Source organism: Rahnella variigena (genome assembly GCF_003610915.1).
In the GTDB taxonomy this organism is placed as follows: Bacteria; Pseudomonadota; Gammaproteobacteria; order Enterobacterales; family Enterobacteriaceae; genus Rahnella; species Rahnella variigena.
In genome coordinates, this window is the sequence record NZ_NSDJ01000001.1 from 3539918 (window position 1) to 3552954 (window position 13037).

Consider the following 13037-nt stretch of genomic DNA (forward strand, 5'->3'; position numbering starts at 1 on the left):
ATCATGAAAATTCAGCATAAGGCGGTTTGATGTCGTCAACGTTATGCCCGGTTTTCTTTTTGCAGAAAACACATGAGGATAAATTTGCAGTAAGCATTGCGACACGACACTCTCCAAAAACAAATAAAATGGCTTCAATCTTTTTCGCACTAGCAAGAATCGTGCTCACCAGGAGCATTGCTCTAAACAAAAATCCATTTTTGAAGGCGATTTGAAAATTATCAGAACCCTGTTACGCGCGCCAATAAATTTTGCAAATTTGTTACGTAATTCTCTTTTACTCATAACAGTCTTTACAACAGGTCAGTCAGGCAGAGAGCAGAAAACAGTTTTAACCCACTGATTTAATATATCTTTATGGCGAAATTACTCATCAAAGTCCTACCGGAGACTGTTCAAGAACTCGCCTGACACAATCAGTTAACATTGTTAGATTTATAAGAATAAACACCTGTTAACTGCTGTGTTAACACTAATAACATCTCGATACAGCCTGCACAAGCCTTACAGAATGATGTGAGTAAATTAGCGTCAATACGGGCAATAAACGCCCGTAATTAGCCAATAATTAGCTAAGTTTATTTAAAGAAATGAGGACTTGGATTGAAAAGAGGAGTGAGACAAGGGTTTGCGCTACATTAGGGTGCAATTGCTCTGAATTAAGCCATTAGCTGCACTATAATAAGGCATTAGATTATAAGTGGAAGTGATAATTATCACGAAAACACCTGGGTATTTTCGTGATAATTCGGCCGCTAATTGATTAAAGAAGGCCCGGGAAAATCGCTTTTATACCTGTCACAATAAATTCAATGCCCAGTGACATCAGCAGCAATCCCATAATACGGGTGATGACGTTAATGCCGGTTTGCCCCAGCAGACGCACCAGTAAAGGTGCCGCCCTGAACAGCAGCCAGCAGCAGAAGGCGAAGAACATGATCGCAACGGTCAGACCCAGCAGGTTTGGCCAGCTGTGATAACGCGAACTCCAGACGATTGTTGAACTGATTGCACCGGGTCCTGCCATTAAAGGCAATGCCAGCGGAACTACACCGACGTTTTCGCGGATCGCTGTTTCTGACTTTTCCTGCTTGTTCTGTTTATCTTCCCCGAGCTTTCCGCTGATCATCGACATGGCGATAGTGACCACCAGGATCCCGCCAGCAATACGGAACGAATCAATGGAAATGCCGAACAGGTGCAGAATCGCATCGCCGAGGAACAGCGCGGTCGACAATATAATGGCAACAGAAAGGTTGGCCGTCATATTGGTTTTGTTACGCCCTGCCGCCGCCTGATAGCTGGTCATACTGATAAACACTGGCAAGATCCCCACCGGGTTGACCAGTGCAAACAGCCCGACAAAGAATTTGATATAACCAGAAAAATCTAATAAAGATTGGCTCACGCAGAACTCCGCACAGTTACGCCAGTAGATGAAGGTTTTGATGGGCGCTAATGTACTGGAATCGCAGTAAAGGCGCCACGCCGTTTCATAGTTTTTATCACCAGATTTACAAATAAAGGCAGTGGATAAGACTTTTGTTAAAAATCAGTTTTTTTATTGATAACTTTAGATACAAAACTGTATTATCCATGGACGAATTTGATAATTATTCTCAATAAACCACTGCTGAAAGGTGTCAGCTTAGGTGTTTAGTGATCCAGATCAAATTACGTCTGCCTACAAATAGGTAAGCTTTGTGCATAGTCACTCAACGGTAGTTTGCAGAACAAATATTCGTCAAGCCACGTTGAATGAGGAGTTATCTACTACCTTACGTGCTTCACTACTGGAAGCTCTTTAAGCAAATAAAGAGACAAAGACAACACCTTGAGAATCATAGAGTTAATTAGTTTCTCACGGTGACTGATAGCAGGTCTATACTAGTCTTTGGCAAGTTATTTACTAAAAGAGTTTAACTTTATCAGGAGAGCATCATGGCTGTAACAAATGTCGCTGAACTAAACGCACTCGTTGCGCGAGTCAAAAAGGCACAGCGCGAATATGCCAACTTCAGTCAGGAACAAGTAGATAAGATTTTCGCTGCCGCCGCTCTGGCTGCTGCCGATTCTCGTATTCTGCTCGCCAAACTGGCCGTTGAAGAATCCGGAATGGGTATTGTCGAAGACAAAGTGATCAAAAACCACTTCGCCTCCGAATATATCTACAATGCTTACAAAGACGAAAAAACCTGTGGCATCCTGGGTCAGGATGACACTTTCGGTACCATCACTATCGCTGAACCCATCGGCCTGATTTGCGGTATCGTCCCAACTACCAACCCCACTTCCACTGCGATTTTCAAAGCGCTTATCAGCCTGAAAACACGTAACGGTATAATCTTCTCTCCACACCCACGTGCTAAAAACGCGACTAACAAAGCGGCAGACATCGTTCTGCAGGCTGCTATCGCTGCCGGTGCGCCAAAAGACATCATTGGCTGGATTGATGAACCAAGTGTAGAACTTTCTAACCAACTTATGCACCACCCGGATCTGAACCTGATTCTGGCAACCGGTGGTCCGGGCATGGTTAAAGCAGCCTACAGCTCCGGTAAGCCAGCAATCGGCGTGGGTGCAGGTAATACCCCGGTCGTTGTTGATGAAACTGCAGATATCAAACGTGTTGTTGCTTCCGTGCTGATGTCCAAAACCTTCGATAATGGCGTAATCTGTGCGTCTGAACAGTCCATCATCGTGGTTGATTCTGCTTATAACGCAGTTCGTGAACGTTTCGCATCTCACGGCGGCTACATGCTGCAAGGCAAAGAGCTGAAGGCTGTTTCAGATATCATTCTGAAAAATGGTGGCCTGAACGCGGCTATCGTAGGCCAGCCAGCGACTAAAATTGCTGAAATGGCCGGCATCAAAGTGCCAGCTCATACTAAAGTGTTAATTGGTGAAGTCAGCGTTGTTGACGAATCAGAACCATTTGCACACGAAAAACTGTCCCCTACCCTCGCGATGTACCGTGCTAAGAACTTCGAAGACGCGGTTGCTAAAGCTGAGAAACTGGTAGAAATGGGCGGTATCGGCCATACCTCTTGCCTGTATACAGACCAGGACAACCAACCAGAACGTGTGAACTATTTTGGCAACAAAATGAAAACCGCACGTATCCTGATTAACACCCCGGCTTCTCAGGGTGGTATCGGTGACCTGTACAACTTCAAACTTGCTCCTTCTCTGACGCTGGGTTGCGGTTCATGGGGTGGTAACTCCATCTCTGAAAACGTCGGTCCTAAACACTTGATCAACAAGAAAACTGTAGCGAAGCGAGCAGAAAACATGTTGTGGCATAAACTTCCAAAATCTATTTACTTCCGTCGTGGCTCACTGCCAATCGCACTGGAAGAAGTGGCTACTGATGGAGCAAAACGCGCATTCATCGTCACTGACCGTTTCCTGTTCAATAACGGCTATGCAGATCAGATTACCAGCGTTCTGAAAAGCCACGGTATTGAAACAGAGGTGTTCTTCGAAGTAGAGGCTGACCCAACGCTGAGCATTGTTCGTAAAGGTGCTGAGCAAATGAACTCCTTCAAACCAGACGTCATTATCGCGCTGGGTGGTGGTTCACCGATGGACGCCGCGAAAATCATGTGGGTTCTGTACGAACACCCGGACACTCAGTTCGAAGATTTGGCGCTGCGCTTTATGGATATCCGTAAACGTATCTACAAATTCCCGAAAATGGGCGTGAAAGCGAAAATGATCGCCGTCACTACCACTTCCGGTACCGGTTCTGAAGTGACTCCGTTTGCGGTTGTTACCGATGATGCAACTGGTCAGAAATATCCACTGGCTGACTATGCGCTGACACCTGATATGGCTATCGTTGATGCTAATCTGGTGATGAACATGCCTAAATCACTGTGTGCTTTCGGTGGTCTGGATGCGGTGACTCACGCACTGGAAGCTTACGTTTCTGTACTGGCTAACGAATATTCCGACGGTCAGGCTCTGCAGGCACTGAAACTGCTTAAAGAAAACCTGCCAGCCAGCTACAACGAAGGGGCTAAAAATCCGGTAGCACGTGAGCGTGTTCACAATGCGGCAACTATCGCGGGTATCGCGTTCGCTAACGCCTTCCTTGGGGTTTGTCACTCAATGGCCCATAAACTGGGTTCAGAGTTCCATATTCCACACGGTCTGGCTAACGCAATGCTGATTTCTAACGTCATCCGCTACAACGCCAATGACAACCCAACTAAACAGACTGCTTTCAGTCAGTATGACCGCCCACAAGCGCGTCGTCGCTACGCAGAAGTGGCTGACCATTTAGGTCTGAGCGCTGCCGGTGACCGTACTGCACAGAAAATTCAGAAACTGCTGACCTGGTTGGATGAAATCAAAGCGGAGCTGGGTATCCCAACCTCTATCCGTGAAGCAGGCGTTCAGGAAGCTGACTTCCTGGCGAAAGTAGACAAACTGTCTGAAGATGCGTTCGATGACCAGTGTACCGGTGCTAACCCACGTTACCCGCTGATCTCTGAACTGAAACAGATTCTGATGGATACTTTCTACGGCCGCGAATTCAGCGAAGAAGAAGCAGCAGAAGTTGTTGTTGCTGCTCCTAAAGCTGAAAAGAAAACCAGCAAAAAATAATCTGCTGAGTTTCTGATAGCTCAAATCAGAAAGTAAAAACCCGCTGAAAAGCGGGTTTTTTTATGGATTCAGGATAAATGAGGGAAAATTTGAGAATGGCTTTGAAGATAAAAGCCAAAAAAACCTCCGTAAATACTTTGCAAATTTACTCTGGTTTAACTTCGACCGTGGTATCAAACGCCGCCATGGCTTCTTTGTAGTGCTTACGGCAGACAGATACATAGCTTTCGTCACCGCCTATAACGACCTGTGCGCCATCATGCAGGGCGTTACCCTTCTCATCCAGCCTCAGGTTACGGTTAGCCTTACGTCCGCAGTGACAGATGGTTTTCAGCTCAACCAGTTTATCCGCCCATGCCAGCAAATATTCACTGCCCTCAAAAAGTTCACCACGAAAATCGGTCCGCAGGCCATAACAAAGTACCGGCACATCCAGATCGTCCACAACGTCAGTGAGCTGGGATACCTGCGCCTTAGTGAGGAACTGGCATTCATCTATCAAAACGCAGCTCAGACGCTGAGAGCGATTCTCCTGGGCTATTAGATTGAAAAGTTCAGTGTCCTTATTGTAGAGCTCTGCCGGCGAGGATAAACCGATTCGGGAGCTGACTTTACCGACACCGAAACGATGATCTAATTCTGCTGTTAACACCAGCGTGCGCATACCACGTTCTTGATAATTATATGAAGATTGCAATAGCGAAGTGGACTTACCGGCATTCATTGCCGAGTAATAGAAATAAAGCTGAGCCATGAAGGAGTGACCCCATAATGTAAATGGATGGCATAAATTTTCGGCGTGGATTGTACCACAAGCCTGACAATCTATAACCACGCCTGTCTGGCGCAGTTATCGGGTACGGTTCAAAGAATCATTACATTTGAAAAAATCACAGAAACTTACAATCAAAATTTATAAATGCAATAGCCGATAATCCGTAATCGTTAGACGACAATACTCCCTGACATGGCTCATCTTATATACCAGAGGGTCGCATTATGGGTTTGTCTATACAATATCTGACAGGATAGAAGCACTTAAAAGTAAAAAATTTAGTATGCTGTTGCGATACTGCCTCCTCAATTTCCCCTTGTCCTTACATTAGTTATCTTCACATCCTCTTTAATTGTGTGAACAATCGCATGCTTATAAAACGACTTACGCATTGCAACAATAGCGCATAAGCGTGTATTGAAATTAGGGTTATAGACCTCAGATAAATAGTGTGAACTGTCCTGCCTATATTTTGCAGGACACATTCACCATTTGCATTAAATGCGTAAATTAAGGTCAGGTATACAAATTGGCTATTGCAGAATACTGAAGAGCATTCTATTATTAGCCAAACGCCCCCCACCAATATAATTTGAGACTAGTATAATGAGCGAAGCATTAAAGATTCTGAACAACATCCGTACTCTGCGCGCGCAAGCAAGAGAATGCACTCTGGAAACTCTGGAAGAGATGCTGGAAAAATTAGAAGTTGTTGTGAACGAGCGTCGCGAAGAAGATTCTCAGGCAGCTGCTGAGATTGAAGAGCGCACCCGCAAACTGCAACAATACCGTGAAATGCTGATTGCTGATGGCATTGATCCTAACGAATTGCTGCAAACCATGGCTGCTACTAAGGCTACCGGTAAAGCAAAACGTGCAGCGCGTCCTGCTAAATACAAATACGTTGACGAAAACGGCGAAAACAAAACCTGGACTGGCCAGGGCCGTACTCCAGCTGTAATCAAGAAAGCAATCGAAGAGCAAGGTAAATCACTGGACGATTTCCTGCTGTAATTGCCCTTATTAACATAAATGTTAATACAAAAAAGCCCATCTTTATGATGGGCTTTTCGTTTTCTAATCCCGCAGATAAATGCTTCTTGTTACTAATACAAAAACCAAACAAGTGCATCTTAAAAATGGATTACATTCAGACTGCTATAGGACTTAACTGATTCCATAAAAAAGGCTGCCTGAGCAGCCTTTAACGTAACAGAATTTTTATCCTGAATTTCAGACCTGATAAAAATCCCGATACCAGTCAACAAACTTCTGCACGCCCTGCTCAACGCTGGTTTCAGGCGCAAAGCCAATGGCCTGCGACAACGGCTGCGTATCCGCGCTTGTCTCGTGTACATCGCCCGGTTGCATTGGCAGCATATTCTTAACAGCCTCCATGCCTAATGCCTTCTCCAGCGCACTGATATAGGCCATGAGTTTTACCGGGTTGTTATTGCCGATATTATAAACGCAATAAGGCGCGGAACTGCTTGCCGGAGATCCCTGTTCCACAGTCCAGTTAGGATCAGATTGCGGAATGACATCCTGTAAACGAACAATGGCTTCTGCAATATCATCGATATAAGTAAAGTCTCGACGCATTTCACCGTGGTTATAAACATCAATACTCTGTCCCGCCAGCATTGCTTTAGTAAACTTAAACAATGCCATATCAGGACGTCCCCAGGGACCATATACGGTAAAGAAACGTAATCCGGTCGTTGGTAATCCATAAAGATGTGAATAGGTATGAGCCATTAATTCATTGGCTTTTTTCGTCGCCGCATACAATGAAACAGGATGGTCAACAGAATCATCGGTTGAGAAAGGTTGCTTTTTGTTCAAACCATAAACTGAGCTGGAAGAAGCATAAAGCAAATGCCCGACTTTATTATGGCGGCAACCTTCCAGAATGTTTACAAACCCAACCAGGTTAGAATCAGCATAAGCCAGAGGGTTTTCGATTGAATATCGGACACCAGCCTGCGCGGCCAAATGGATCACTCGTTCGAAACGCTGTCCGGCAAACAATGCGGCCATGCCTTCACGATCGGCTAAATCCAGCTTAATAAACTCGAAGCCGTCTTTATTCTCCAGCTGAGCAAGCCGCGCCAGTTTCAGGCTGACATCATAATAATCATTCAGATTATCGATCCCGACAACCGAATGACCTGCTGCTAACAAACGTTGCGACACATAGAAGCCAATAAAGCCCGCTGCGCCGGTAACCAGATATTTCATGAAAACTCCTTACAGAACCGGATTGATTGAAGCACCGCGGCCAATGCCGTAGTAAGTAAACCCGCGTTTCTCCAAACGTTCAGGATCGAATAAGTTTCGACCATCAAAGATAACCGGCTCTTTTAATGCTTTTTTGATCACATCAAAATCAGGGGCACGGAAGTTCTGCCATTCAGTGCAAATAATCAGCGCATCAGCATTGTGCAATGCGGATTCTTTAGTACCCATTAATTCTAAATCTTCGCGATGACCATAAATACGCTGTGTCTCATTCATGGCTTCAGGATCATAAGCTTTGATTTTTGCACCCGCAGCCCAGAGCTGTTCCATTAATACACGGCTTGAGGCTTCACGCATGTCATCGGTATTAGGTTTGAAGGACAGCCCCCAAAGCGCAAAGGTTTTGCCTTTCAGGTCGTCACCGAAGTGGCGCTGAATGAAAGCAGGCAATTTATATTTTTGCTGATAATTGACCTGTTCCACCGCCTGCAAAAGTTTTGGCTGATAACCGATGTGCTCTGCGGTACGGATTAATGCCTGAACATCTTTAGGGAAACAAGAACCGCCATAACCGCAACCTGGATAGATAAAGTGGTAACCGATACGGGAGTCAGAACCAATCCCCTGACGCACTTTTTCGATATCAGCACCCAGCATTTCTGCCAGATTGGACATTTCGTTCATGAAGCTGATTTTGGTTGCCAGCATACAGTTGGCCGCATATTTGGTCAGTTCAGCACTGCGGATATCCATCAGGATCATACGATCGTGATTACGGTTAAACGGTTCGTAAAGCTCACGGATAGGATCGATGGCATCAGGATTATCTGTACCGATGACGATACGCTCAGGACGCATACAGTCAGCAACCGCAGCACCTTCTTTCAGGAATTCAGGATTGGATACGACATCAAAAGTGATATCCACGCCGCGTTCTTTGAGTTTTTCACTCATTACCGCACGCACTTTATCGGCGGTACCCACCGGCACGGTAGACTTATCGATGACTACTTTAGGTCCAGTCATATGCTCGGCAATAGTGCGCGCCACAGCAGTCACATATTTAAGATCCGCAGAACCATCTTCATCTGGCGGAGTACCGACAGCGATAAACTGGACGGTAGCATGGGCAACACCTTCAGCCGCATTGGTGCTGAACAGCAAACGCCCTGCTTCGTAATTACGTTGAACCAGAGGGGTTAGACCTGGTTCAAAAATTGGGATCTGCCCGTTCTTCAGGTTTTCCACTTTCTTTGCATCAACATCGATGCACAAAACTTCGTGCCCGACTTCAGCAAGAACCGCCGCCTGAACAAGTCCGACGTAACCGATACCAAAAACTGTTACTTTCATCAGCGAATTCCTATTTGTTATTTTTTAAACAACGTGAAACAGACAGCCAAAAATTCCGGAACGCATTATACCAGTTTCAGCCGCAAGTTCGCCTGCAAAGGCATATTTTGCATAAGATAGGTCTTAGCAGAATGGATTAAAACGAAGATAGGTAATAACACGCCGAAAAAATGCTCAATGTTATTAAGGCATTATTATCAGTGACATTAAGTGAGTTCACTCTGTGGACAGCATTAATCTCAGACGTCCACCCGCTCCCCATACCTGACACTGCCACGCATCGCATTTCTGACTGATTTGATTGGAATATGTTGCACCCGTCGTCCCCAGCGGGACACCGTTACTGAGCTGGATCATATTGGTGCCGGTATTGACGTTGGCATGTAATCCCGCAGAAACCAGAATGAGATTCTTAAAACCGGCATGATAATAGCCCAGTAACAAAGGGAATTGCCCTTCAAGATTAGCCTGTCTGAATAAATGATTGACTTGTTTGAGCAACGTTGACATTTGCGGTAACCGCTGTTGCTGATTACTCAAATGCTCACGTAATAAGCTGTTAAAAATGGCCCGCAATAATAAGGCTGCCAGAACGCCATTTTCATTGGCGCGGGTGACGTCAAGACAATAAAACCCGAGATCTTTGGATGAAAGCGCCGCAATATCGAGCACCAGCCCCGGACGGTCCGCTGTTGTCAGCTGCCGGTAGTTAATGCGGCAACTCGCCAGCGTCTGCTGCACAGGCGGTTGCAACTCCTGCAATAACCGCTGGGCTTCATTCGGATTGCGGCACAGCGCTTCCCAGTCCTGAACCAGTGAACTTTCTTCCATCGCCTGTGAGGAAAAAAGCTTTGGGTACAATGACGTAAGCAACGCCTCACGTAAACGCTGCAAATCGTTAAGAGGTTTAAGCAGAACATCTTCCACGCCAAGCCGCAACATAGAAGCGACATCGGTCATTTTATCAGTGGCTGAAATCACCAGCACCGGGATTTTGTTGCCCTGCAATCTCAGATTTTCGACAAACTCCATCCCGCCCATTTCTGGCATCGCTAAGTCACAGAGGATCAGGTCAGGCGGGTAGTCTTCAAGCAGGGATAACGCTTCAAGACCATTCTCAGCTTCGGTAAAGGTGGCACCCAGGGAACTTACATAGCCAGCAAGGATAGATCGGAAAACGGCTTCGTCTTCAACGATGAGAATATGCTTGCTTGTAAGTGGCTTGTCCATCAGGGTCCCCCAGAATTTCTTATTCTAATAGTGGCTCATAAAGCCTGTTTTTGCTTGGCAGAATTGTCAGATTCGACCAAAGACGTTTTAAGCCATTCAGAACTGTCTATTTTTTATCAGGGGCAACAACTGTTCTCTTTGCTTCTCAACCGCAAGCCTGCCCGCCTCAATCGCTTCTTCCGCCCGATGAAAATCCAGCGTCGAAATCTGCGGACAATATGGCTGGATCAACACATCCGGCGGGTCACCTGCCATACGGTTACGCTTAAGCCGGTTCTCCAGCACCTGAATAGAGGTCGACATGATCTCCATCGCCGAAGGGCTGACATTCGGCTTTCTGGCGTTTGGACGAGTTAAGCGCTGGCGGATTCTGTCACGCCAGCTGACTTCTTTCTCAGTATTTAGTGCTTCTCCGGTCGGTTGTACGGTAAGCAAATCTTGCTGCATCAGATGTGCGTCATGCTGAAGGTCGACAGCAATCACGATATCGGCCCCCAGAGCACGGGTCAGCGACACCGGCACAGGATTGACCACTGCGCCGTCAACCAGCCAGTAACCGTTATGCCAGACCGGCGCCAGCAGGCCCGGCATACTGCATGAGGCGCGAATAGCCTGATGCAAATCGCCTTTAGTCAGCCACAATTCTCGTCCGGTACTCAGGTTAGTCGCGACTGCACCAAACTTCTTCGAGCATTTTTCAAACTCATCGATGCGGATCAACTGACCGACCGCATTGAAAACCCGCTCTCCGCGCAGTAATCCGCCGCGTCGCCATGAAAAATCCATCAGCCGCAGCACATCCCAGTAGCTAAACGAACGTACCCAGCTTTCAATCGCCGGTAATCTGTTGCTCACATACGCCGCACCGACCAGCGCACCCACCGAACAACCCGCCACCACATCGACTTCGATATCCATTTCTTTCAGGGCATTGATCACGCCAATGTGAGCCCACCCTTTTGCCGCTCCCGACCCCAGGGCAAGACCGATGGTGACTTTTCTGCTCATCTGATGACCTTAATATTTCGCATATCTTGAGAATGGGCCGGGAAGCGCGTTGTCACCCGGCGAGTTTGTTAGGTAACATATCATTTTGGTGCATTCAATAGCGCAGACCGCGCACCGGATGTTGATACTCTGCCTGTTCAGGAGTTTGTGTGTCTGAAATATGCCCTTGCGGCAGCAGCCTTTCTTATGAAGAATGCTGCCAGCCCTACATTACTGAGAATAAAGTGGCGCCTTCTCCGGCAGCTTTGATGCGCTCGCGCTATACAGCCTATGTTTTGAAAAATGCGAGTTATCTGATCGCCTCCTGGCACCCGGACTGTCAACCCGAGCAATGGCGTGACAGTTTACAGGAAGGCTTTACCAGCACGCACTGGCAAGGACTTGAGGTTATCCGCGAAACAGACGGGCGCGACAACAATGAAGGCTTTGTCGAGTTTGCTGCGCGATTCACAGAAACCGGTGATGAATACATTCACCTCATCCATGAACGCTCGCGATTTCTTCGTTTAAAAGAACGCTGGTACTATATTAATGGAATTAAACCGCAGACAGGCCGAAACGATGCTTGCCCGTGCGGTTCCGGCAAAAAATATAAGAAGTGCTGCGGTAAATAATTCAACCGTAATATTGATAAGTCTTGGACAGGATCCACACCCTCATGCCGCAACAGAACGTACAAACCAAGGTGTTACGCACCATTTGCCCTGACGCAAAAGGTCTGATCGCCAAAATTACCAACATTTGCTATAAGCACGAACTCAATATCGTGCAGAACAACGAATTTGTTGATCACCGTACCGGCCGCTTCTTTATGCGTACTGAGCTGGAAGGGATTTTCAACGACACCACCCTGCTGGCCGATCTCGACAGCGCGCTGCCTGCCGGTTCTGTACGTGAGCTGAACAGCACCGGACGTCGCCGCATCGTTATTCTGGTCACCAAAGAGGCGCATTGCCTGGGTGACTTACTGATGAAAGCCGCTTACGGTGGTCTGGATGTCGAGATTGCTGCGGTCATTGGCAACCACGATACTTTGCAGACGCTGGTTGAGCGTTTCGATATTCCGTTCCATCTGGTCAGCCATGACGGTCTGACCCGCGAACAGCACGACAGCGCGATGATTGCGCAAATCGATCAGTACCAGCCTGATTATGTGGTGCTCGCGAAATACATGCGCGTACTGACGCCGGGCTTTGTGCAGCATTATCCGCATCAGGTGATCAACATTCACCACTCGTTCCTGCCGGCATTCATCGGCGCCCGTCCGTACCATCAGGCATACGAGCGCGGCGTGAAACTGATCGGTGCTACGGCTCACTACGTGAATGATAATCTGGATGAAGGCCCGATCATTATGCAGGACGTCATCAACGTCGATCACACTTATACCGCTGAAGATATGATGCGTGCAGGCCGTGACGTTGAGAAAAACGTCCTCAGCCGGGCGTTATACCGCGTGCTGGCGCAGCGTGTATTTGTTTACGGAAATCGCACGGTTATTCTGTAAACCCATTCTGACGGTGCTTTTCGTTCAGAGAAGCACCGTTAAGAACAAAAAAACCGCAAACGAACTTTTTTATCGCTTTCAGCACTTTACACCTTCGAATCATTTGGTATTATGCGCCCCGTTCGCAGCTAACCGCTGTAACGATAAATCATCCATGTAGCGCATGATGATTTAAGGCCAGAAGTAAGTAGTAAATGCCACAAAAAATTGTGGTGGGGTTCCCGAGCGGCCAAAGGGAGCAGACTGTAAATCTGCCGTCATCGACTTCGAAGGTTCGAATCCTTCCCCCACCACCATCTTCCAGACTCATCC

The 13037-nt window shown here is 47.0% G+C and carries 10 protein-coding genes and 1 tRNA gene; 5 read left to right on the forward strand and 6 right to left on the reverse strand.

Features of this window, described 5'->3' with window-relative positions:
- Nucleotides 1–763: 763 nt before the first annotated feature.
- On the reverse strand, nt 764–1408 hold the full coding sequence (locus CKQ54_RS16410; protein ID WP_112288824.1) for a YchE family NAAT transporter: 645 nt from the start codon (nt 1406–1408) through the stop codon (nt 764–766).
- A 533-nt stretch (nt 1409–1941) separates the two neighbouring features.
- Between CKQ54_RS16410 and adhE the strand changes: the two genes are divergently transcribed.
- The gene (gene adhE / locus CKQ54_RS16415; protein WP_120161392.1) at nt 1942–4611 is read left to right on the forward strand and encodes a bifunctional acetaldehyde-CoA/alcohol dehydrogenase; all 2670 of its coding nucleotides are present in this window, start codon (nt 1942–1944) and stop codon (nt 4609–4611) included.
- 145 nt (nt 4612–4756) lie between these two features.
- Here the strand turns inward: adhE and CKQ54_RS16420 are convergent, their stop codons facing one another.
- Nucleotides 4757–5365 (reverse strand): thymidine kinase, encoded by a 609-nt coding sequence (locus CKQ54_RS16420; protein WP_120161390.1) that lies wholly within the window; start codon nt 5363–5365, stop codon nt 4757–4759.
- A 627-nt stretch (nt 5366–5992) separates the two neighbouring features.
- Between CKQ54_RS16420 and hns the strand changes: the two genes are divergently transcribed.
- On the forward strand, nt 5993–6400 hold the full coding sequence (hns, locus tag CKQ54_RS16425; protein WP_013575950.1) for a histone-like nucleoid-structuring protein H-NS: 408 nt from the start codon (nt 5993–5995) through the stop codon (nt 6398–6400).
- Between the two features lie 219 nt (nt 6401–6619).
- On the opposite strand, the gene CKQ54_RS16430 is transcribed toward hns, so the two are convergent.
- From CKQ54_RS16430 to rssA, 4 genes are all read right to left on the reverse strand, one after another.
- On the reverse strand, nt 6620–7627 hold the full coding sequence (locus tag CKQ54_RS16430) for an NAD-dependent epimerase (RefSeq protein WP_120161389.1): 1008 nt from the start codon (nt 7625–7627) through the stop codon (nt 6620–6622).
- A 9-nt stretch (nt 7628–7636) separates the two neighbouring features.
- On the reverse strand, nt 7637–8980 hold the full coding sequence (locus CKQ54_RS16435; RefSeq protein WP_120161387.1) for a UDP-glucose dehydrogenase family protein: 1344 nt from the start codon (nt 8978–8980) through the stop codon (nt 7637–7639).
- A 216-nt stretch (nt 8981–9196) separates the two neighbouring features.
- Nucleotides 9197–10210, reverse strand: coding sequence for a two-component system response regulator RssB (gene rssB / locus CKQ54_RS16440; protein WP_120161385.1), 1014 nt, complete (start codon nt 10208–10210; stop codon nt 9197–9199).
- A gap of 96 nt (nt 10211–10306) precedes the next feature.
- On the reverse strand, nt 10307–11218 hold the full coding sequence (gene rssA, locus CKQ54_RS16445; RefSeq protein ID WP_112288818.1) for a patatin-like phospholipase RssA: 912 nt from the start codon (nt 11216–11218) through the stop codon (nt 10307–10309).
- Nucleotides 11219–11367: 149 nt separating this feature from the next.
- On the opposite strand from rssA, the gene CKQ54_RS16450 reads away from it, so the two are divergent.
- The 3 genes from CKQ54_RS16450 (at nt 11368) to CKQ54_RS16460 (ending at nt 13021) form a co-directional block, all read left to right on the forward strand.
- Complete coding sequence (locus CKQ54_RS16450) at nt 11368–11832, forward strand: YchJ family protein (RefSeq protein ID WP_120161383.1); 465 nt, start codon at nt 11368–11370, stop codon at nt 11830–11832.
- A 44-nt stretch (nt 11833–11876) separates the two neighbouring features.
- Nucleotides 11877–12725, forward strand: a complete 849-nt coding sequence (purU, locus tag CKQ54_RS16455; protein WP_013575956.1) for a formyltetrahydrofolate deformylase — start codon at nt 11877–11879, stop codon at nt 12723–12725.
- 211 nt (nt 12726–12936) lie between these two features.
- Nucleotides 12937–13021: transfer RNA gene (locus CKQ54_RS16460), tRNA-Tyr, on the forward strand.
- Nucleotides 13022–13037 lie beyond the last annotated feature (16 nt).

Coding starts and splice junctions, on each gene's coding strand:
- adhE (WP_120161392.1), top strand. CDS start 1,942: ATGGCTGTAACAAATGTCGCTGAACTAAACGCACTCGTTGCGCGAGTC.
- CKQ54_RS16420 (WP_120161390.1), bottom strand. CDS start 5,365: ATGGCTCAGCTTTATTTCTATTACTCGGCAATGAATGCCGGTAAGTCC.
- hns (WP_013575950.1), top strand. CDS start 5,993: ATGAGCGAAGCATTAAAGATTCTGAACAACATCCGTACTCTGCGCGCG.
- CKQ54_RS16430 (WP_120161389.1), bottom strand. CDS start 7,627: ATGAAATATCTGGTTACCGGCGCAGCGGGCTTTATTGGCTTCTATGTG.
- CKQ54_RS16435 (WP_120161387.1), bottom strand. CDS start 8,980: ATGAAAGTAACAGTTTTTGGTATCGGTTACGTCGGACTTGTTCAGGCG.
- rssB (WP_120161385.1), bottom strand. CDS start 10,210: ATGGACAAGCCACTTACAAGCAAGCATATTCTCATCGTTGAAGACGAA.
- rssA (WP_112288818.1), bottom strand. CDS start 11,218: ATGAGCAGAAAAGTCACCATCGGTCTTGCCCTGGGGTCGGGAGCGGCA.
- purU (WP_013575956.1), top strand. CDS start 11,877: ATGCCGCAACAGAACGTACAAACCAAGGTGTTACGCACCATTTGCCCT.